Annotated in this window: 16 protein-coding genes; 11 read left to right on the top strand and 5 right to left on the bottom strand. The window is 44.9% G+C overall.

Features of this window, described 5'->3' with window-relative positions:
* Position 1: 1 nt before the first annotated feature.
* Positions 2-1,564, bottom strand: a complete 1,563-nt coding sequence (locus OH460_RS03680) for an arylsulfatase (RefSeq protein ID WP_269995160.1) — start codon at positions 1,562-1,564, stop codon at positions 2-4.
* Between the two features lie 346 nt (positions 1,565-1,910).
* Between OH460_RS03680 and OH460_RS03675 the strand changes: the two genes are divergently transcribed.
* From OH460_RS03675 to OH460_RS03635, 9 genes are all read left to right on the top strand, one after another.
* Positions 1,911-3,458 carry an arylsulfatase gene (locus OH460_RS03675; RefSeq protein ID WP_061031049.1) on the top strand — a complete coding sequence of 516 codons (1,548 nt, stop codon included), beginning with the start codon at positions 1,911-1,913 and terminating at the stop codon, positions 3,456-3,458.
* A 190-nt stretch (positions 3,459-3,648) separates the two neighbouring features.
* Positions 3,649-6,033, top strand: a complete 2,385-nt coding sequence (locus tag OH460_RS03670; protein WP_269995157.1) for a multiheme c-type cytochrome — start codon at positions 3,649-3,651, stop codon at positions 6,031-6,033.
* Positions 6,034-6,161: 128 nt separating this feature from the next.
* Complete coding sequence (locus OH460_RS03665) at positions 6,162-7,145, top strand: AAA family ATPase (RefSeq protein WP_008217013.1); 984 nt, start codon at positions 6,162-6,164, stop codon at positions 7,143-7,145.
* 12 nt (positions 7,146-7,157) lie between these two features.
* A complete protein-coding gene (locus OH460_RS03660) occupies positions 7,158-8,120 on the top strand; it encodes a DUF58 domain-containing protein (RefSeq protein WP_116870733.1) in 963 nt (320 codons plus the stop codon).
* Positions 8,121-8,660, top strand: a complete 540-nt coding sequence (locus OH460_RS03655) for a DUF4381 domain-containing protein (RefSeq protein WP_269995153.1) — start codon at positions 8,121-8,123, stop codon at positions 8,658-8,660.
* Positions 8,653-9,726, top strand: a complete 1,074-nt coding sequence (locus tag OH460_RS03650; RefSeq protein WP_269995151.1) for a vWA domain-containing protein — start codon at positions 8,653-8,655, stop codon at positions 9,724-9,726. The genes OH460_RS03655 and OH460_RS03650 overlap by 8 nt, the downstream gene beginning before the upstream one ends.
* The gene (locus OH460_RS03645; protein WP_269995150.1) at positions 9,719-11,410 is read left to right on the top strand and encodes a VWA domain-containing protein; all 1,692 of its coding nucleotides are present in this window, start codon (positions 9,719-9,721) and stop codon (positions 11,408-11,410) included. The genes OH460_RS03650 and OH460_RS03645 overlap by 8 nt, the downstream gene beginning before the upstream one ends.
* Positions 11,411-11,496: 86 nt before the next feature.
* Positions 11,497-12,777 (top strand): BatD family protein, encoded by a 1,281-nt coding sequence (locus OH460_RS03640; protein WP_269995355.1) that lies wholly within the window; start codon positions 11,497-11,499, stop codon positions 12,775-12,777.
* A gap of 143 nt (positions 12,778-12,920) precedes the next feature.
* Positions 12,921-13,826 (top strand): LysR family transcriptional regulator, encoded by a 906-nt coding sequence (locus OH460_RS03635; protein WP_269995148.1) that lies wholly within the window; start codon positions 12,921-12,923, stop codon positions 13,824-13,826.
* Positions 13,827-13,921: 95 nt separating this feature from the next.
* Here OH460_RS03635 and OH460_RS03630 read toward each other — a convergent pair whose 3' ends face one another.
* Together OH460_RS03630 and OH460_RS03625 are read right to left on the bottom strand one after the other, a co-directional pair.
* Positions 13,922-16,399 (bottom strand): EAL domain-containing protein, encoded by a 2,478-nt coding sequence (locus OH460_RS03630; RefSeq protein ID WP_269995145.1) that lies wholly within the window; start codon positions 16,397-16,399, stop codon positions 13,922-13,924.
* On the bottom strand, positions 16,396-17,514 hold the full coding sequence (locus tag OH460_RS03625; protein WP_269995143.1) for a substrate-binding domain-containing protein: 1,119 nt from the start codon (positions 17,512-17,514) through the stop codon (positions 16,396-16,398). The genes OH460_RS03630 and OH460_RS03625 overlap by 4 nt, the downstream gene beginning before the upstream one ends.
* A gap of 82 nt (positions 17,515-17,596) precedes the next feature.
* Between OH460_RS03625 and OH460_RS03620 the strand changes: the two genes are divergently transcribed.
* Positions 17,597-18,691, top strand: coding sequence for a substrate-binding domain-containing protein (locus OH460_RS03620; RefSeq protein WP_269995141.1), 1,095 nt, complete (start codon positions 17,597-17,599; stop codon positions 18,689-18,691).
* Between the two features lie 114 nt (positions 18,692-18,805).
* On the opposite strand, the gene OH460_RS03615 is transcribed toward OH460_RS03620, so the two are convergent.
* Both OH460_RS03615 and OH460_RS03610 read right to left on the bottom strand, forming a co-directional pair.
* The gene (locus OH460_RS03615; RefSeq protein WP_269995139.1) at positions 18,806-20,488 is read right to left on the bottom strand and encodes an alkaline phosphatase family protein; all 1,683 of its coding nucleotides are present in this window, start codon (positions 20,486-20,488) and stop codon (positions 18,806-18,808) included.
* A gap of 80 nt (positions 20,489-20,568) precedes the next feature.
* Positions 20,569-21,357 (bottom strand): formylglycine-generating enzyme family protein, encoded by a 789-nt coding sequence (locus OH460_RS03610; RefSeq protein WP_105058118.1) that lies wholly within the window; start codon positions 21,355-21,357, stop codon positions 20,569-20,571.
* A 137-nt stretch (positions 21,358-21,494) separates the two neighbouring features.
* Here OH460_RS03610 and OH460_RS03605 point away from each other — a divergent pair, with 137 nt between their 5' ends.
* Positions 21,495-22,826 carry an anaerobic sulfatase maturase gene (locus OH460_RS03605; RefSeq protein ID WP_269995136.1) on the top strand — a complete coding sequence of 444 codons (1,332 nt, stop codon included), beginning with the start codon at positions 21,495-21,497 and terminating at the stop codon, positions 22,824-22,826.
* Positions 22,827-22,884 lie beyond the last annotated feature (58 nt).

The following is a 22,884-nucleotide window of genomic DNA, read 5'->3' as shown; positions in this document are numbered from 1 at the left end:
TTTATTTAGCTTGAGCAGCTGCCGCTTCAAGTTGCTTAAGTTTGCCTTGAAGCATATATGCATTCTGGTTGAAGTTACCTGGGTTCAACACTTGGCTTTGCTGCATTGGGTAGTCAGGTAGCGTGTTCATGAACTCTTGTACTTTGCCGCCTACTGGTACGAATAACCACATGTTGTCAGCCATCCAACGTAGGTACATGCCTGATTCGTGTGGTGCTTTTTCGAATGGGTCAGCACGTAGGTGAACAACTTGAGGCCAGTTTGGTTGGAAACGAACTGCATCAACAATGTTACCGTCCATTACAGCAAATGAAATCTTGAAGTCGTTCCAACGAACAGCGTTCAATTCAGCATTTGCCGAGAAGTAAAGCAGGCTGTCACGAGGGCCTTTCTCTTCTTTACCTTGGAAGTAAGGTAGGAAGTTGTAACCATCTAGGTGTACACGCCAGTTTTTACCGTTGTAAGTTGCACCTTTGTCAGACGCTAGCTTCTCAACCACTTTGTCATCACCAGCTGCTGCCAGTAGAGTAGGGATCCAATCTTGGTGGCCCATGATGTCGTTGATCTTAGTTCCCGGTTTGATAGTGCCAGGCCAGCGAACTAGCTGAGGAACACGCATACCACCTTCGTAAGTTGTACCTTTCTCACCGTGGAAGTAAGTTGCACCACCATCAGGCCAAGATACTGTCTCTGCACCGTTATCGGTAGAGTAAATTACGATTGTGTTGTCTGCGATCTTAAGCTCATCAAGCTTGTCTAGAAGGATACCAACTTGGTCATCGTGCTCTAGCATGCCGTCAGCGTAGATGCTGATACCAGATTTACCTTGGTATTTTTCTTGTAGACGAGTCCACACGTGCATACGTGTTGTGTTGTGCCAGATAAAGAATGGTTTGTCAGCTTTCACTGCTTTTTCCATAAACGCTAGAGATTCTTCTAGGAACTCTTCATCTGCGTGCTCCATACGCTTACGCGTCATAGGACCTGTATCTTCGATCTTACCGTCAGCAGTAGACTTGATTACACCACGTGGACCGAAGTTCTTACGGAACTCAGGATCTTTAGGGTAGTAGTATGTCTCTGGCTCTTCTTCTGCATTCAGGTGGTAAAGGTTACCGAAGAACTCATCAAAACCGTGGTTTGTAGGAAGGTGTTTGTCTTGGTCACCCATGTGGTTCTTACCGAACTGAGCTGTCATGTAGCCCTGTTCTTTAAGAAGGTCTGCGATAGTTGGAGCCCAGTCTGGGATACCGTGATCAGAACCTGGCATACCAATGGTAAGTAGACCTGTACGGAAAGGTTCTTGACCTGTTAGGAATGCAGCACGACCAGCTGTACACGATTGTTGACCGTAGTGGTCAGTAAATAGTGCGCCTTCGTTAGCAATACGGTCGATGTTAGGTGTTTCGTAACCCATCATTCCGTTGTTATATGCACTGATGTTGAATACACCAATGTCATCACCCCAGATAGCAAGAATATTTGGTTTTTCTGCTGCTGTCGCTGCTGAAGAAGCTGCTAATAAGCCAACACCTAATGCTAGTTTATTAATTTTAGTACCCATAAGGACTCCGATTCACTTTTAAGATTAATGCGTTAGAACAACACATCGATGGACAAATGTTATTCCCAAAACCGGGTTCCGTCCTTTTATAGTGCTTATAACCAATCGTTATGATGTGGGGTTAAGTTGTTGATTAATAGGGGTTTAACTTGATACTTCTAATAAGCCCTTAGTTTACATGTGTGATCCCTATCAAGTTTGTCGATGCAAATCAAACCAGTAAGTTTTGTATCCGTGTCTCAATAAAAATGACAAAAAGATTAATAGCTTACCGAATCTCGCGCATGTGCAAAAAATGGACTATACGTTGTAGGGCAGGATGCAAATAACTTACGAAGAGGTTTCTATGACAGCGAAATATGGCGTCAAGCGTCGATTAGCGATTTTGGGTACAGCGATGATGGCGGCTTCTACCACCACATTCGCGGCCGAAAAACCAAATATTCTCGTCATTTGGGGTGATGACATTGGTCAATCTAATGTTAGTGCTTACACCTTTGGCTTAATGGGCTATCAAACTCCGAATATTGATAGCATCGCTAAAGAAGGCATGATGTTTACCGATTACTACGCAGAGCAGTCGTGTACCGCAGGTCGCTCTACGTTCATTACTGGCCAAAGTGTATTACGAACAGGCTTAAGTAAAGTAGGTTTGCCCGGTGCGGATATTGGTCTTCAAGCAGAAGATGCTACGATTGCAGAACTGCTCAAGCCTATGGGTTACATGACAGGCCAATTTGGTAAAAACCACTTGGGCGATAAAGATGAATTCCTTCCAACAGCACACGGGTTTGATGAATTTTTTGGCAACCTTTACCATCTAAATGCTGAGGAAGAACCAGAGAATGAAGATTACCCTAAAGACCCAGAGTTTCGTAAGAAGTTTGGACCACGTGGCGTTATCAAGTCATTCGCTGACGGTAAGATCGAAGATACTGGTCCTTTAACGCGTAAGCGTATGGAAACGGTAGATGAAGAAACACTAGACGCGGCACTCGACTTTATGGATCGCGCGGTGAAAGCCGACAAACCATTCTTTGTTTGGTGGAACGCCACGCGTATGCACTTTAGAACACACGTTCAGCCAGACAGTAAAGGTGTAACAGGCATTAGTAACTATGCTGATGGTATGGTTGAGCACGATAGACATGTTGGTCAGCTACTAAAACAAGTGGATGATTTAGGCATCAAAGACAACACCATTGTTTTCTACTCTACGGATAATGGTCCACACATGAACTCTTGGCCTGATGCAGGTACAACCCCGTTCCGTGGTGAGAAAAACACCAACTGGGAAGGGGCATACCGTGTGCCAGCCATGGTTCGTTGGCCGGGAAAAATTGAACCTGGAACTGTCTCTAACGAAATCATGCATCACATGGACTGGATGCCAACATTCCTTGCTGCAGCGGGTGATGATCAGATCAAAGAGAAGCTACTCAAAGGACATACCGCGGGTGATAAAACCTTTAAGCTTCACCTAGATGGTTACAACTTCCTCCCTTACCTAACAGGTGAAGAAGAAAAAGGTCGTCGCCACGAAATCTTCTACTTCACAGATGATGGTGATTTAGCGGCGCTTCGTTATAACCAATGGAAAGCGGTATTCATGGAGCAACGAGCTACGGGGACTATGCAAATTTGGGCTGAACCGTTTGTGACCTTGCGTCTTCCTAAGTTGTTTAACCTTAGAATGGACCCGTACGAAAATGCTGATATCACATCGAATACATACTACGACTGGTTGCTTGACCACGCGTACATGTTCGTTCCAGCACAAGCCTATGTTGGCAAGTTCCTAGAAACATTCGCTGAATATCCACCACGTCAAAAAGCGGCGAGCTTTAGTTTAGATCAGGTTATGGAGAAGCTTCAGGAGTCTCATAACAAGTAATCGACTACTTGGATATACTAACTGGATGAAAAGAGCTCTTCGGAGCTCTTTTTTATGGGTGCAGTCGTGAGCAGCCACATGTCCTGAATATGAATCACAACAATCGAGCTCATGGTCACTAAATAATTGTAAATTAGTTGGTTTTGCGTCTACCTTATTAAGCATAAGGATGTATAAAACAAGGAATGTTATGTCTGCATTGTTGTGCTCACTAGTGAACGGATTGAAACGCCAGCGAGTTGCAGTATTATCCGCGATTATCACGATATTGAGCTTCAATGTTTGCGCGAGTGAACAAGCGTCGCCTGTCAGTGATAAAGCTACTAAAGCCGTGTCTAAATCTACGGAAAGCGGTTCGTCAGCCACGTACATAGGCTCAGAGGCTTGTATTGATTGCCACAGCGCAGAAGTCGAAGCTTGGCAGGACTCTCATCATGACATGGCGATGAAGCACGCCACAGATGATTCCGTTTTAGGTAATTTTGATAACCAAACCATCACGCATCAAGGTAAGCCAAATCGTTTTTATCGCAAAGGTGATGAGTTCTGGGTCAACATTGAAGGGCCAGATGGTCAATTCAAAGATTACAAAATCAGTTATACCTTTGCTTTTGAACCACTTCAGCAATATATGGTTGAGTTTGAAGACGGTCGTGTTCAGCTCATTCCTTTTGCTTGGGACTCTCGCACCGAGAGTGAGGGAGGACAGCGCTGGTTTCACCTCTATCCAGATACAACCAACACCGATGAATTTTATTGGACCAATAGCGGCCAAAATTGGAATTTCATGTGTGCTGATTGCCATTCAACAAACCTAGAAAAGAACTACGACATGGCAAGCAACACCTACAGTACAACTTGGTCTGAAATCAATGTGGGTTGTGAGGCGTGTCATGGCCCTGCAAGTGAGCACGTTGAACAAGCAAAGCAAGCTGTTCATTCTGCTAAAGCCAATGGTGGTAAAAGCGCTCAACTCACGGCGCATTATGGTTTTGATCGTGATTTGTCTAAGTCGGTCAAAGAGTGGGTTTACCAAGAGGGCAATTCCACCCTTCAACCGAAAGACATCATTCATACCAACCAAGTTCAAACCTGTGCTCAGTGCCATAGCCGACGCACACAACTGAATGAGACGGCGGATCACGTCAATGGCTCATTTTTTGATAAATACCGTTTGAGCTTAATTAGCCCGGAACTCTATCATCACGATGGTCAAATCTATGATGAAGACTATGTTTACGGTTCATTCCTACAGTCAGCGATGGCTGAGAAAGGCGTCACTTGCACGAACTGTCACGATCCCCATACCGCAGAGCTGAAAATTGCGGAAGAAGCGGTATGTAGTCAGTGCCATATTGCATCCGAATACACACCAGAAAAACACACTTTCCACCAGGCAAACACAGAAGCTTCAAAATGTACCACTTGTCACATGCCTGAAACGACGTATATGGAGGTCGATCCGAGACGTGACCATAGCTGGCATGTGCCGCGTCCAGATATTAGCCAACATATTAAAACGCCGAACGTGTGTACCAGTTGCCATGAAGACAAAACCGATCAATGGGCCGATAAGCAAATTGGTCAATGGTTCCCTGATTCTAAATATCGAAACCAACAGCATTTTGCTGTGGCTTTTTACGCGGACTCAATAGGGCACAGAGGCGCGGAAGATGCACTGGCGTATTCGGCTCAGGATTCTAGCTTAAGTAATATTATTCGAGCATCAAGCTTGGAGCGCTTGTCTGGTAACACGGGTAAGAACACTCTCATTTCATTAGCAAGGGCAGTAAAACACGACGATGAGATGATCCGTTTGGGTGTGGTGCAAGGTTCATCTGGTTTCCCGTTTACCGACCGCTGGCAGATTCTAGAACCACTGCTTACTGATCCAGTATTGTCTATTCGTTCAGAAACAGCAGGCGCGCTAGTCCGTTATTGGGGAGAAATGAATCCGCTACAGAAAGACCAAATCAAGTCTGCATTGGAAGAGTACATTGAGATTCAGCACTTTAATGGTGACAGAGGTTTTGGAAGAACCAATCTGGGTAATGTTTACCGAGATTTAGGGAAGCACGAACAAGCCATTGAATACTACTTAGGCGCTATCGAAATCGAGCCATATTTCGAGAACAGCTACGCCAATCTGGCTGACCTCTACCGGGCACTAGGTGATGAATCTAAAGCTCTTGTTACCTTGAAGCAAGGCATTCAGGCGCAACCAAAATCGAGTGTGTTGCCATACAGTGCAGGTTTAGCTTTGCTAAGGGTAAAAGACTACGACCAAGCTACGCGTTATCTAAAACAAGCGGCTGAAACTGCACAGACGGATCCGCAATATTGGTATGTGTATGGCTTGGCATTGGAAAAGTCAGATGTACTTGCGGCGAGCCAGTCATTACACAAGGCTTATCAATTTAGCCGAAACCCTCAACATTTGTATGCGCAGTGTGAAGTGTTGGCGCGAAACAGCCACATACCGGGTGTGCCAAAAGCATTTGAACAGTGTATCTCATCATTGAGCAAAGTGGCGCCGCCAGAAGCCATTAACCAATTGAAGGCTAGGCTCAAATAAAACGATGAAGTTAGCTTGGATATGGTGGTTGTAACGTTTTACGCCATAACCACTTATTGCGTTTATAACCAATAGTTATCGAGCTTGTGAGTAGGATGTACGCAGCCAGTTTGAATAAAGGAAGACCTATGAACCATGCGCAACAAGCAATAAACCAACTGATTGAACAAACAGAAAAAAGTGTTATCGGACAGAGTCACGTCGTTCGGGCTCTGGTGATAGGGTTATTGACCAATGGGCATGTGCTTTTAGAAGGGCTTCCTGGCACAGCGAAAACGCGTTCAGTAAAGTCGCTTGCCAACTTATTAAATACCAGTTTTGGTCGAATCCAGTTCACACCAGACCTATTACCATCAGATGTGACGGGTACAGAGGTGTATCAAGAGCTAGACGGGAAACCTCAACTGCACTTCCAACCGGGGCCTATCTTCAACAGTATTGTCCTAGCCGATGAAGTAAACCGTGCGCCAGCTAAAGTACAAGCAGCACTGCTTGAGGCGATGGCTGAGGGCACGATCACAGTCGGTGGTCAAACTCACATCCTTCCTGATTTATTCATGGTACTCGCTACTCAAAACCCAGTTGAGCAAGAAGGGACATACCCGCTACCTGAAGCGCAAATGGACCGTTTCATTATGAAAGTGACGGTCGACTACCCGGAAGACGAAGCAGAGCGCGACATCATTCGCTTGGTTCGCAGCGAAGAGCTAGGCAATGAGACCAGTTCAGAGCTAGTGACTCCGCAACATATTGAACCTGAATTAGTGCTTGAGGCACGGCGCCAACTTCCAGAAATCGCGGTGTCTGATTTAGTTGAAAACTATATCGTGGCGTTAGTTATGGCAACTCGAAAGCCGGAACGTTACCCAGAATCTAACCTGTCTAAATGGATTGAAATTGGTTCGAGTCCACGTGCTTCTATCGCTCTAGATAAGTGTGCTCGCGCTTATGCTTGGCTACAAGGGCGTGACCACGTCACGTTGGATGATGTTCGTGCAATGCTGCCAACTGTGTTGGGGCACCGATTCTCACTGTCTTACGATGCGCTTGCTGACGGGGTCGACCATCAGAGAGTCGTTGAAGAGCTACTTGATAACGTAGAGATCGGATAATAAGGGGGCGTCATGGCGAAGCCAACACAAGCTCCCAAATCGCAAGGCCTTGATCCAAGACTGTACTGTGACTACTCAAAGTTAGTGCGAATACAGGCGCAAGCTGAGTCGTTTTCTCTGTTGCCTCACCTAAAAGCGGGTAGTGTCCTTTCGGGAAGACACAATTCGTTGTTTCGTGGTCGTGGTTTGAACTTTGAAGAGTTACGGCATTACCAACTCGGTGATGACATTCGTAACCTCGATTGGAAAGTCACCATGCGAACCGGGAAACCACATGTTCGTAGCTATACCGAAGAGAAAGACCGTAATGTGATGATCTGTGTAGACCAACGCAGCTCAATGTTTTTTGCCTCTCAAGACACCATGAAGTCCGTCGTTGCCGCTGAAGTGGCGGCATTGTGTGGTTGGCGGGTTCTTAAGGATGGAGACCGCGTCGGTTTTGTTTTGGCGTCACACCAAAAGCTATTCCACACAAAAGCGCAACGTGCTCAGTCTGATTTACTATCCCAACTCAAACACCTCGCTAAAGCCAATCAAAGCTTGGAGGTGAATGTAAGCGACAATGAGGGAGTCGGTTTTACTCAATGGATCGAATTGATTAAGCGAATGAGGTTAAAACAGTCGACGTTAATCTTTATTAGCGATTGGCGTGATTGCCAAGAGCATCACCTAGACCGTTTGAAACAACTTCAACAGCATAACGATATTCTCGCCATCATGGTCACTGACCCATTAGAGCGATCACTGCCAAGAGATCTTGCTAGTGCAAACTGGGTGGTGGGTGATGGTCGTTTTCAATTGAGCCTAGATAGCCAATCTAAGGTCAACCTTGCAAGCGAGAGTCTGGCTCAGAAAGCGGCACTTCAAAAACAATCTCTAGCTAAATTAATGGCGATGAAAAACCTTCCGTATATCGAATTAGACACGTCTGGCAATCATATCTCCCAGTTACAAAAGTTAGTGGGAGGGCGCTAAATGACAGTCGAACATACGCCTCCTAGTACTTATATCCTGCGTGAACTTCACGATGTGGCGATACCTAATAGTGTTAGCTGGGCTCCACAAACCATCGGTTGGAAGATCCTTGGCGTTATCTTGTTATTAGCGGCTCTCTACCTGGCCTATCGTTTGGCGCTAAGATGGTGGAATAATCGCTATAGAAAAGAAGCACTTAATGAATTGATGTTATTGGATGCGAGAGACATAAACTCCCCTGAGCAGGCTTTTAAAGTGCTTAAAGTTGTACTCCGTTATCTAGACAGCAGTAATGCAAAGTTGTTTGGACAAGCTTATGTGAAACGTTTGAATGCGCACCTTCCTGTCAACGGGAAAACAGAGAGTAACAACGCATTCTTTGCTGAGGATATCTCAGGATTATGGATGCAAAGCCTCATTGATCCAAAGGTACGCTTGACCTTTGAACAGCGCTCGGAAGTCATTCAAACCTCTATGATGTGGCTAAAACTCCATAAGCCTGATGTTCAAGTAGCAGTTGAGGGGCAAGCAAATGATTAATCTCTTCTCTTCTAGCTTTGAATTTGCACATCCATTGTGGTTCGTTGCACTGCCTTTACCTCTGTTGGTCTACTTAGCGGTGCCGGCATATCGCACCAAACAAATGGCCATTAAAGTGCCGTTCTTCCACGAATTGGTGGAAGCGATTGGGGAAGCACCTTCTGAAGGGGCAAGTCAATTGACGCCAAGCTGGTGGCAACGCACCACTCTCATTATCACTTGGGTTTTGGTTGTTTGTGCCTTGGCTAAACCGACCATTCTTGGTGAACCTCAAATACGTGAACAATTAGGTCGCGATGTCATGGTGGTTGTTGATTTATCTGGATCAATGGCAGAACAAGACTTCACATCTAAGCAAGGTAAGAAAATCTCACGCTTGGAAGCAACCAAACAGGTGTTAGCGGACTTTGCGAAAACCAGAAAAGGCGACCGCTTAGGGTTAATCCTGTTTGGTGATGCTGCTTTTGTACAAACTCCTTTCACTGCCGACCAAGATGTATGGCTTGAGCTCTTAAATCAAACAGATGTGGCGATGGCCGGGCAGAGCACTCACTTGGGCGATGCGATTGGCTTAGCGATAAAAGTGTTTGAGCAGAGCGGTAAGCAGATGTCTGCCGAACAAGCCCAAAACGATATCGAGCGTGAGAAAGTCGTGATTGTTCTTACGGACGGTAATGATACGGGCAGTTTTGTAGAGCCAATTGATGCTGCAAAAGTGGCTAAAGCGAAAGGGGTTCGTATCCACGTGATTGCGATGGGAGATCCTCAGACTGTCGGAGAAGTTGCTTTGGATATGGAGACCATCAATCGAATAGCCTCTGAATCTGGCGGTGAGGCTTTTGAAGCGCTTAACCGTGATGAACTCAGTACAGCCTACGAACAGATCGGTCAACTTGAGCCCCAGTTATATGAAAGTACAACATATCGACCAAAGCAGGGCTTACACCACTATCTGATGGCGGTCGTTGTCGTCATGTATCTCACGGCGTTCAGTCTAGCTACGTTAAGGCGTCGACGCACGATGCGTTTATTGAACTCTGAAACGAAAGGAGAGAGCGATGTTTGATTCTCTCGCAATTCAACAGTTTTTTACTCAGTTTCATTTTATTCGCCCACTTTGGCTCTTAGCATTTGTGCCGATGTTTTTCTTACTCTGGTTACGTTGGCGTGAAGAGACTAAACCGAACTGGAAAGACATTCTTCCAGAGCATTTACGCAATGCACTAACAATTGGTGAGACAGGGTGGCGTAAACAGCTACCGCTCAAGCTACTGATGGTGATAGTGACCATCGCGATCATTGTTTGCTCCGGTCCAACGTGGCAGCGTGAAGCATCGCCATTTGGAGAAGATAAAGCCTCGATGTTAGTGGTACTTGATAACAGCGAATCTATGCTAGAAAAGGATTTACCTCCTAGTCGCTTAGAGCGCTCGAAACAAAAAATTCGAGACTTATTGGCGGCGCGTAAAGGCGGTAATACAGGTTTAGTAGTGTATGCAGGAAGTGCTCATGTTGCGATGCCGGTGACTCAAGATAGCAAAGTTTTCGAGCCGTTTTTGGCGGCAATCACGCCTGAAATTATGCCTGTTGATGGTAAAGCTGCTGAGAAAGCACTGCCTTTAGTTCAGCAACAATTGTCTGGTGAACCGGGTTCAACTGTGTTGCTGGTTTCTGATGGCGTAAACCCTACTACCATCAAGGCGTACGAAAAGTTCTTTAATGAAAACAGTTACCAATTGTTGATTTTGGCAGCGGGTAATAGCCAAATGGTTAGTAATAACCCAGTAGACCTTGATTCATTGAACACGTTGGCTAAAGCCACGGGTGGTCGCTTGATTGAAGTGACGGTAGATGGCTCTGACATAAAAGCGCTTAACAGTGCGGTTGAGCGCAATATGCAGCTCAATGGTGAGTCTTCAATGCCTTGGAAAGACATGGGTTACGGCTTGTTGTTCCCTATTGCTTTGATCATGTTACTTTGGTTCCGAAAAGGCTGGCTCGTGCAGTGGTGTCTAATCGGAGCTATTACGACAGGTGCCTTTTATACGCCAAATACAATGGCAAAAACGGTTCATCTGACGGCGGACAGACCTGCTGAAGTGGAAACATTATCGGCTTGGGATAAAACTGCCCAATGGTGGTGGGATTTATGGCTGACACCAGACCAACAGGGGCAGCGATTGCTAAACCAACAACAGTATTTAGAAGCTGCGAAACACTTTGAGGATCCACTTAGGAAAGGCGTCGCTTACTACTACGCACGCGAGTTTAAGCTTGCCCATAGTGCCTTCTTACAAGTCGACAGTGATTTTGGTTTATACAACGCGGCTAGTGCTCTAGCTAGGCAACGAGAGTATCTGGCTGCACGAGATTTGCTGAAAAGTTTAAATGATAAGCCTGACCTTGACCCTAATTTAAAGCCTGACGTACAGCACAACTTAGCAGTGGTCAATGGCATTGTCGAAGAGGTAAACCGAACCAGTGAAAGCCAAGCGGGGACGACGGATGGCCCTGAAGAGTCATTTGAACTGGATGACGATAAACCGCGCACGGGGGATGGTGCAGAAGAAGAGACGGCTGCGGAATTAATGCTTAAAGAGACGCTCAACGCCAATGAGATTTTGGGTAGCCAAGAGTTAGCCGATAAATGGCTCAAGCGAGTAGAGGCAGATCCTAAGTATTTTCTTCGCGCTAAGTTTCAAATCCAGCTGCGTGAACCTTCAACAACATTTAACCAGGAGAAAAAGTAATGAACTTCAGTCAGTCTTTGTCTCTCGGTCAGCATAGAGACTCTCAACCAACCGAGCCGTTAAACCGTCTACTACATGGTCTCAGTATGATGTTGTTGGGGTTAATTATTGCTCTTTGTTCGCCTTCAGCTTATGCCCTTGATATTTATGATTTGCAACGCAGTGGCGATGTTGAACTGATTGCGTGGGTGGGAGAAAAACCTAAGCAGGGCGACAAGATAGCGCCAACTAAGGTGAGTGTGAATGAACAAGTAATTTTGAATATCGAAGTCGCAACACCACGCTGGTTTACTGGTGGTACCCGAATTGGCAGTGTCGAAATTCCGAATGTGATTGCTAAGCAGCGTAATCAGCTTGCAACGAATTATACCGAAAGAGTAGGTGGAACTACTTGGTCTCGCCAGCGCTGGGAAATCACCCTTTATCCGATGGCATCGGGTGCTTTTGTTATTCCTACCTTGCCTGTGAGTATAAAGGTGTCAGCTCCCGATGGTTCTAACGTGACTGGTACACTTTACACCCAACCGATTAAGTTTGAAGCTTCGCTACCTTCTGGGTTATTGAGTGAAGACTCGCCTTGGTTCGCAGCAACGGATGTTGAGGTTGAGCAAAAGTGGCAACGCTCTAGCGATGAGCTGAAAGTTGGCGATGCAATCACTCGAACAGTGACCATTAAGGCAAAAGACAGCTTATCGGTGTTGCTACCCAACGTATTAACCAACGAATCTACACAGCAGTATCAAGCTTATCCGCAACCGAACCGCCTTGATGATACGCAAGAGCGTGGGGACTATCGTTCAAGCCGAATTGAAGAATCAGTCTATGTCATTCAACAAGGTGGTGAATTTACACTCCCTGAATTCGAGTTCCAATGGTGGAATAGCGACAAGCAACGTTTAGAAGATGTCGTAATCAAAGGTGAAGTATTTGAAGCCAAGCATACATTACAGTCCTTTGTTAAAGCCTATATGTCGGTATTCATTACGGCTGGTTTAGTGTTGTTAGCGTGTGTTTTGCTGTTTGTTGTTGGTAAGCGTTATTACGCGGCTCGACCAACACCCACGTGGTTAGTGATGAGACGCTTGATTAAACAGGGCGACTGGGCTGCGTTACGAACGTTTATTTACACTCAATTACGATATCAAACGACGGAGTTAGAGTTATCGAAAGCCAGTAAAGAAAAGTTATGGCTGGATGATAGCGCTGCACTTCAGCAAGGGCATGAAGATAAGAGCGTGTTTAAACGTTTGAGGAAAGGGTTAAAAAAACTCGCCAATGGTCGGACTAACTCCAATATATCTCGCTCAATTGCAGGTCGCTTGAAAATTCCTAAAGCCTTGCCAGACTTAAAAGACAAAATTAAGTAGGCATGTGATGCACTGGTTCAATTGAAATACCCATAAAGATTCGGGGTTTATCGAGGCATTACGCACAACTTTTAGCAATTCGCATCGAACATAATCGGCAGGTTCTCTACTATAGGGAACCTGCTTCTTTAATATGGAACTGTATGAAAAGTACCGAGCTAAATTTAATTCCAATATTTGTCGCTATCTATGAAGAGCAGAACTTATCTAGAGCTGCTAGCCGCATGGATATCAGCCAGCCAGCCGTGAGTAAAGCACTTGCGAGGCTGAGAGATATCTATGATGAGCCACTGTTTCACCGTACCACTTCAGGTGTTGAGCCAACTGCTTTCGCGATGGATATCTATCCAGCGATGGCGGCAGCACTGAAGAATTTTACGTCGACCTTGTCTGCATCAAGAGACTTTGACCCTAAAACCTCCGGCCGCGTGTTCTCTATCGCCTGTGTGTCGGCGGCGAGCTACGAAATGATGCCTAAGGTGATGCAACTGATTAGCCAGGTAGCACCGGGTATTGCCTTAGAAGTTCACCCTTTGTTTACAGAAGACTACGAGTCGGATCTAAGACTACAAAGACATGATGTGATCATCGATATGACGCCAAGAGGAAGAACGACGCTCAAGCATGAGGTCGTTTCTACCGAAGAGCTGGTGGTTGTATGTCGAGAAGATCACCCTTCAATCGGTGATACCATCGATATGGAGCAGTTTTTATCACTTGAGCATGTTGTGGTATCCAAATGGCACGCACGCCGAAGCTTATTGAGCTCAGATCATTTCAGAGACTTAGAAAAGCGTAGAGTAGTGTACCGAGCTGCAGGGGTTGTTGAGATGCTGCCAGTGATTGAGAGTTCTGATTATATCGGAATGCTACCTATGTCATCGGTGCGTTGTTTCTCCGAAAAGTACAAGGTTAAAACACTCCCTTTGCCATTCGAATTGGACAACCTCGATATGTGTATGATTTGGCATCCAAGCCGTACCAATGAACCAAGTCATAAATGGTTACGTGCGAAGATCAAAGCGGCAGCAAAAGAAGTGTCGGTTTAGCTTTAGATTTTAATGCACACTAATTTGCCCCAGACGCCGATAAGCGCTTGGGGCTTTGAGAAGAAGAGCGTGTCATTCAGAGCTAAATCTTTGTATTACAATGAGGTCTGTATTGGCTGAACAGTACTACCGATAAAATAAGAGACCCAATCATCAATCGGCAACGGTTTAGCAAAGAAGTAACCTTGTGCGTATTTACAACCTATCTGACGCAGAGTCTTTACGTGGTTCTGCGTTTCAAGTCCTTCAGCAATCACTGAAAAATCGAGTATTTGTGCGAGTTTTAATACCGCACAGGTGATCTCGTAATCAACCTTAGATGAGTTGATGTCTTCAATAAAGCTTCGATCGAGTTTGACGCAGTCTGCTGAGAGGTTTTTCAACACAGATAGTGAAGAGTAACCGGTGCCAAAGTCATCAATGGCAATTTTATAGCCCTTGGAATGAAGTACTTCTATCGTTCTCGAACAGGTTTCGAAATCTCGCATCATGTCTCTTTCTGTTATCTCAAGCAACAGTTGATGTGGCTGACAATCTGTTTCATCTAGTATTACTTGGAGTTGCTCTGCAAGGTCGGTCATGTAAAACATCCGAGCAGAGAAGTTGATGGAGAAAGTGACCCCCTCCAAGTCGATTCCTGAGCGTTGCCAGTCGGTGATGAGGTTAGCTACTTTTTTAAATACCCACTTATCAATATCGATAATAAGGTCACTCTTTTCTGCGACTTCCAGAAAACCAGCCGGAGGCAAAAGGCCCAACTTAGGATGTCGCCAACGGACAAGTGCTTCTGCACCAATGATCTCTTGCGTGTCCAGATCGACTTTTGGTTGGAAGAACACTTCTAGTTCGTCATTAGCAATGGCCTGATGCAAGCCCATGTTGGTTTCGATAAGATCATTGACTTCATGAGTCATCTTGTCGGCATAGACGCGATATTGGTCTCTTCCATTACGCTTGGCGTGATACATGGCAGTATCTGCGTTTCGGATTAGAGTTTCACCACTTGAGCCATGAGTAGGGTACTCACACACGCCTATACTCGCTGCAACGAATATCGAGTTGTTGTCGGCATAGTAAGGTTTGCGGAGTGATTGGTTTAGTCGGTCTGCCAGTTGTTCACCTTCACTTAAGCTGATGTCAGAGAACACGACCATAAATTCATCGCCGCCCATTCGTGCAACGAAGCCATTGTTGCCAACAAGCGTGGTCAAAATATTTGATACGTTGATCAAAAGGTTGTCACCTTGCCCGTGTCCTAGCGAGTCATTGATGGTTTTAAACTCATCAATATCCAGATAGAGCAGTAAGAAAAATGAGTTATGCTCTCGAGACCGTTTAATCTCCTCATCTAATCTCTTCGTAGCTAACAGTCGGTTTGCTAAACCTGTTAACGGATCGTGGTGGGCAAGAAAGTCGAAGTTCTTTTTCTCTTCAGTTAGGTCCAAATACGCTTCAGACAGCCTACCTGCCATGTCATTGTAGGCTTTCTCTAAATGAGACCATTCATCGCTTCTACCAAGCGCGATAGGCTCTTTTAGGCTACCAGACTCCAAACGATTGAAACCATGCTTAAGTGCGTTGAGTGGTTTTTGAATATGGTGCCTGACGACATGGTTAAGTAACAGCAGGGACAAGATAACGGCAGAAAAGCTGATGATAATTGCGTTAAAGCGCGACTCACCGATCTCTTCTTCTAGTTGAGCAGTGAGGGCCAGAGCTTGGTTTTGAACACGAGACTCTGTATTTTCTACCATTTCTAATAGATCGCTTTGTGCATCCAATAGAGAAGCCATGACCAGCCAACGTTGTTCTAGGTTGGCACGAATTCGTTTAAGTGCCGCATTATAGCGTTTAACTGTTTTCTGAATTTTCTGCTTCTCGCTGATTACCGCTGCTGTTTTTATATCAACGTTTTCTAAGTGCAGTAAGAAGATATCGAGCTCTTTTTCGACTTTGATTAACAGCACTTTTTCTGTTTCTGGTGTAATGCGGCTGTGTATGTCACCGACCATTTTTCCGGAAGTCAGAAAAGATTCTCTCAGCATGTTCATCAGATCCAACTCATTGTTGTATCGAATAAAGTCATTTTGATTGAGGTGCTTCAGCTTACTGTCAGCAATAGCAAACTCCAGCTTATTGAGCTGGGCTGCTAAGGTGGCATCAATTTGATTGGTTTGTTTTAAGATTCGATTAAGCGCAAGTGAACTGCCTAAGAAACGGTGGAAGTTGTCAATAAATGCATCTATTTTCTGTGAAAACCCTTCATTTGTAGACAAATCTCTTAGTTTTTGTAGCTGGAAATCAACGTTAAAAGCCTCTTCAGACAAGGTATTCTCGCTGAATAGAAAGGTCTGTTCGAGTAGTTTTACTCGAGAGGTCAAGGTAAAAACTCGTCGACTTATCTCGGAATTTACAATCAATTCGGAGACATGTGTAGAGGTTTCTGTTTTAAGCGTTGATTCGACATAATACAAAGAGCGAATCACCATGATGACCGCGAAGCTTACGATAAGTAGTGATATTAAGTTGGATATTATGAAGCGCTGGGTAATGTTAATTTGATTGAATTTCATTGTGGCTTCCAAATATTCAGATACGCTTCGCGGTAGCCATTCTTAGGGTCATAAATGCCAGTCGTTTCGTTGTTAATAAGCTCTGCTACGTTCTTTGGCGTGACGAGATGAACAGGCGCAGAATAACCACTAGGCGGCATGTTATTAAACGCTCTGTTGAGTTCGTCAACGATTTGCCAACCTTGTAGGTATAGAGGCTCAGGAACGGTCGCAGACTGGAACTTGTCTCTGTTGATTCTTTTGTACGCGGCTTTACTACCATCGCCTGCCGAAATGTTATTGGGAATCAATTTTTTATCTTCAATTTTCGACTCTAAGGAGGGGATGGCATAGTCGATATATAGGTCGTTAATCGCTAAAATATGGGTGATGTTGTCACCATATTTTTTATCAAGCATCTTCAAGGTAGATGGCATTTTTTGATCGATCTGATCGAGTGGAAGGTAGATCAGCTCAAGCACATCACATTGGCGGCACTGTTTGATGGTATCCACCATTGCATTCGCTTTTATCATCGCAATTTCGTAATTTGGGTCGGTGAAAACCACAATTTTGGCTTGGCCTTTTGAGTTAACAATAGACAATAAAGCAGCGATTTCTGCTACATCCAGAGGATCGGTTGTGATGTTGGTAAACAGACCAATCTCAGGATTTCCACCCGCTAATTCTGTGGCGTGCCATCCAATGATGGTGATGCCCAAATCTTGGGCTTGTTTTAGGATCTTTTGATGACGTACTGCATCAATACCACCAAGCACGATGGCATCGGGTTGAAAGCCGATTGCTTTTCTAATGGCTGCCCCTTGGCGGACCTCAGATCCTAAACCATCGACAAAACGTAGGTGCCAATCAATTTTTGAAATCGCTTCAGATAGGCCTTTCCCCACACCATAAACACCACCGTTACGCAGGTCCGATGCAACAAAAATGATGCTTTTTTCATGGCGTATCGCAGGGCCTGCAGTTGGTCCTCCCCAAGTGGTTTGGTAAGACACCGCACGCGTAACCTTGTTTTCTGCGTATTTGAAAAATACGTCTTCTGGGTACCCTGCAAAACTTGTTGAGCTGCAAGTGATAGCAAGCAATGCACTTGCAAAGTTAAATATTTTATTCATCGGCTTTATAAAAGTTCTTTAAATTATTATCGCCCTATATTTATAATATTGTTAATAAACATTCAAACACTTGGTAACATTTATGCTGGGTCAAAATTATAAAATCCTTTTACCTTTGCTTCTAACTGCTTGTTTTATGGTTTCACTAACTGTGAGGGCTGATGGAGAAAGGCGTGACGATGATTTTAAAAAACTTGAAAAATTTCAAGAGACTGTGAGTGGTGAACCTATTTCTCTTGTAGCACAATCGTCTGAAAAACCCGTAAGGATCGCTTTAATTTACCCAAGCGCAGATATTTCCGATTTTTGGATACGTAATTTCGTTGCGCTAAAGGAAAGGCTGATCGCTTTGGATCTCAGATTTGAAATTGATGAATTCACATCAAGGCAGATTGAACACTCATTGCAAACTCAATACACGGAACAAGTGCTCAGCTCGGATACTCCGTATGACTTCGTCATTTTTGGACCTTCAGAACTGGATATTCAAGCCGGAAACATTCAAAAGCTGTCGGCGTCCTCCGACTTTAAAACCTTCATTTGGGCTTTCCATACCCCTAATGAGCAGTGGTCACATCAGCCAGATAGCTGGTTTGATTTTTCCAGTGAGATGGGCGCGAAAGTGTTGTGTGAACACGTGGTTCGAGAGTTAGGTAATGATGTTGAGTTTTCCGCTAACCGAGGCATTCCTGGCATCACCGACACCCAACGTTCACAAGGCTTTATCGATTGTGTTGAAGAGAAAGGCGATTGGTTAACGGTTTATGAGCATTTTGGGCAGTATCAAAAAATTGGAGGGGCCGATGGGATCCGCCTAGTACTCGGTAACTTTCCGGAAGTGACCATGGTTCACAATGCTAATACGGCAATGACGATGGGAGCGGTGGACGCGCTTAGTGAAGCTGAAATGCTGTCTGAGATATATGTGACAGGTTGGGGCGGCACCGCAAAAGAAATAGAAAAAATCCGTTCTGATGAGCTTGATGCTACCCCTATGAGAATGAGCGACGATCTGGGTGTTGCTACGGCAGAAGCGATTAAGTTTCACTTGGAAGGTCGACAAACAGAAGTGCCGTTGATCTATTTAGGCAGAATCACCGTGGTGCACAACAAAATGGATGATCAAGAGCTGAGCCAATTAACTCGAGAGGCTTTCCGTTATTCAGGCAAAAACTAGTGTACTGAACGTTACCGGTACCCCAGCAGTGAAAAAGCCGCTTGCCTGTATTAGGTAAGCGGCTTTTTTATCGTTCGCAACACACCGGTTTATTCGGTGTTAGTGCTAATGCTTTTAGTCGACGATTTCTTTCAATACTTCACCAATCGAACCACTAGGCTGTGTGATGCCTAGTTTGTTAGACAGAGTCGGTGCAATATCATAAGGCGTAACTGCTCGTGATACCTTTTTAGCTTCTACGTCATAACCTGCGAAGATAACCGGTACATGAGTGTCGTATTTCCATGGCGAACCATGTGTCGACGCGATTTGAAGACCTTCCATGTCGTTGATGTAGCTGCGCGGTGCAAATACGACATAAACGTCACCAGAGCGCGCTGGGTGATAGTTGTTTTTAATTAGCTGCATGACGTGTGTATCAGGTACTCTGTTCTTAGCGATATCACTACTGGATACAGCAAATGCTACGCCTTTCACTTTCGAAATTTCATCTGCAATCGCTTCCTGAACCTTTGCTAGGTCAAGCTTCTTCTCAGCGATAAGGTCATGATTCAGGTAAATGTAAGGCTGTGCATACAAGCGGATCGCGTCTTTAGTTAAACCAAATTGGTCTTTCAAACGTTTCTCAACACCACTCGATAGTAAGGTATCTTTGTTGAAGTATTGTGCCTGATTAAAGCCAAGCGCATTTGCCGCAGGCGACGCTTCTGGTACGCCATGGTCGGCGGACAAAACAATGAGTGTGTTTTCTAAACCCACTTGGTCATCGACGGTTTTTAAAAGTTTCGCGATGGTTTTATCAAGTCGAATTAAGTTGTCTTCCGTTTCTAAGCTTTCTGGGCCGTATAGATGGACCACATAATCGTTCGATGAGAAGCTAACCGATAGGAAGTCGGTGGCATCGCCTTGCCCCAGTTTTTCTTGCATCAATAGTGTGCTGGCAAAGTTCTCTGTAATCTCATCACCAGCGGGGCTCACGGTTAACGTGGTGCTGTAATATTTATAACTCGCTGGGCCATAAGGGTGAGGGAAAGTCCTTTGGAAATCACCTAGCTTAACCTTGTAATCAGTATCGTGCTCTTGAAGGGTATATTGGTCGCGCGGCAACGAGAGTTCCCATTTCTGTTTGGAGTATTGCGCTGCAACTTTCTTCTCATTCCAACGAGATACCCAATCTGGATATTCATCATAGTAATAATTACTGGTGATAAACTCAGATTGTGCTTTCGAGAACCAAAACGCTTTTCCACTGTGTCCTGCAAGAGATATAGCACCACGGTCTTTCACTGACACACCAAAAACCTTTGATTTTCCGCTGTTGGAAATAGTGAGTTCATCACCAAAGGTGGTCGCAAGGATTGGCTCTGGAGAACGGCCATCGCCTTGTGCTGTCTTTTGTGTTGGATCTATCTCTGTAGCTTTATCGACACCCGCACCAGAGGTTAACATGGTGTAGTTGCCGTCCTCTACGTTATACACTAAACGCTCTTCACTGCGGTCGTACCAAACGTTACCAACCATGCCATGTACACTTGGTGGAGCGCCTGTTGCTAGTGATACATGGCCGACAATGGTTTCTGTATTACCGTGTTGATAATTGGCATTAGTGTAATAGGTGCCATCATCCATCAAGTAGCGAAAGCCACCCTCACCAAAGTTATGCTTATAGCGCTCTATAAGGTCGGCACGCAGACCATCAACCGTGATTTGAAGAACCAAATCAGGTTTCTCTGCGGCTGTTGCGGGCAAAGCACAGAGTAGAGCAAGTGTAAGACCTGAAAGCTTGGTGTATTGCATAGGGTGTCCTTATTCAGTGTTGACGCAGTGTTCTAGCGTGTGGTCAGACTTTTAACGTTAAGGTTGGGTTATTCACGTATCTAATTTGCATCTTTAACCAACCGCAATCCCATGTCCGACATGGTGATGGACTGGCTTGCGAAATCACGACGGTAACTTTCCGATTCATTTTCGTCATAAGCAAAACTGCCACCGCGAACAGACTTGTGCGATAAGCCTACGTCGCTGTGTTTAGCGTTGTTTGGATTGTCTGTTGGACCAAATCGGTAGAAGGTGTCATCGAAGGCATCGATCACGAATTCGCCAACATTACCGGTCATGTCATATAAGCCTAGTTCATTTGGCTTCTTTAGCCCGACTGGGTGTGCGCTATTTTTCGAATTTGCTGAGTACCACGCAACATCATCTAAGTTATTGGAACCACTGTAAGTATAGCCTTTGCTTTTGTTGCCACCTTTGGCAGCAAATTCCCATTCTGCTTCGGTTGGTAGACGGTAATCTTCGCCAGTTAACTCATTCAATTGCTCTACGAAATAGTTCGCTTGCTGCCAGCTTAGGTTGTTAACTGGAACTTGTGGGTTTTGGAAATAACTGAGAGATGAGCCCATGACAGATTCGAACAATTCTTGAGTCACCTCAAACTTCGCGATGTAGAAACTATCTACAGTAACACTACGCGCTGGGCGCTCGGCTTTACTTGCTTCTGGGCTGTTTGAACCCATGGTAAATGTGCCGCCTTCAACGAGAACCATATCTTGGTCAATTTGTTGGGCAATAGGGTGTGTTGGCACGCTTGAACAGCCGCTGAGAAGAATAGTCATGGTGACGCCGCTGACTGCTGCTAAATGTTTGTAATTGATAAATTTCATCACGTGCCTCAAATGTTCGAAATAAGGTGTAATTCTAACGTTTTTGGTCATTCCTATTGGTTATAAAGGGTATAACATGCCACTGACTTCATTCGGAATTATGATGGGAACAAGATAATAAGATAGGTAGGTAAATCATGCATATTACTCAAGGTCCTCAATATAATGGTAAAGCGTCTAAGCGCTTACATGTTATGGCGAAGCCGATTGGCGCAGCGTGTAACATTGACTGTAAATATTGTTATTACCTAAGTAAGCAAGATTTGTTGGAGTACAAGAAAGGCAGTTCTCCAAGAATGGATGATGAAACGTTAGAGACGTATATCCGACAATACATCGAAGGCCAAAATACGCCGGAAATTATCTTCTCATGGCAGGGTGGTGAACCTACCATGCTTGGTTTGGCTTATTTTGAACGTGTGGTTGAACTACAGAAGAAGTACCAACCTGAAGGTGTATTGATTTCCAATGACCTACAAACCAATGGCACATTGCTGAATGACGATTGGGGACTGTTCCTAGCAAAGAATAACTTCTTGGTAGGCTTAAGTATTGATGGCCCAGAGATGCAGCATAACGCCTATCGAACTAACCGAGCCGGTCGCGGTACGTTCAAGCAAGTGATGGCGGCTGTTGAGCTGTTGCACAAGTACCAAGTGAAATTCGCGACGTTAACCTGCGTGAACAACCTGACCAGTCAAAATGCACTAGAAGTGTACCGATTCTTACGTGATGTGGTGAAGTCGCCACAAATGCAGTTTATCCCTATCGTTGAGCAAAAAACCTTTAGAACGGTTGCACCGCAAACCTCTCAAGTGAGCGAGCAATTGAAGCAGGGTGACAAGCGCCTGATCCCGGGTCATAAAGATTCAATCATGGAATCATGGTGTGTGTCAGATCTGGCGTGGGGTAACTTCCTGATTACCGTGTTTGATGAGTGGGCGAAACACGATATCGGCAAAGTGTTCGTTCAATATTTCGAAGCAAGTTTAGAAACGTGGATTGGTCGTCCTAATCCACTTTGTACCTTGAATGAGATCTGCGGTAAAGGCCTGGCAATGGAGCCTAATGGTGACGTTTTCTCATGTGACCACTATGTTTATCCAGAATATAAAATCGGTAATATCCACCACGAGAAGTTGGATGATTTGGCGTACAGCGCTTCACAACAGAAGTTTGGCTTTGCTAAATCACGAACATTAACCAGCCAATGTCAGCAATGTGATTACAAGTTTGCTTGCCATGGTGAATGTCCTAAGAACCGCTTTATTAAAACGCGTTCAGGTGAGCCGGGTTTGAACTACTTGTGCGCGGGTTGGCACAAGTTCTTTTCTCATGTCGATAAATCGATGGCGTACATCGCTCGCGCTATGAGACACCCTGTTGCTCACGGCAAGTACAGCGACTCTGTAATGATGGCGCGTCGTGCAGAGATGGCAAAGCAAGCGACGTTCGAGACCAAGTTCTAGGTCTATCAATCTTAACGATAATTCAAACAGATATGAGTCTAGGGACAGGCTAAGTTCT

Source organism: Vibrio sp. Makdt (assembly GCF_027587015.1).
GTDB lineage: Bacteria > Pseudomonadota > Gammaproteobacteria > Enterobacterales > Vibrionaceae > Vibrio > Vibrio chagasii_B.
This window is presented reverse-complemented; position numbering and strand designations above follow the sequence as displayed.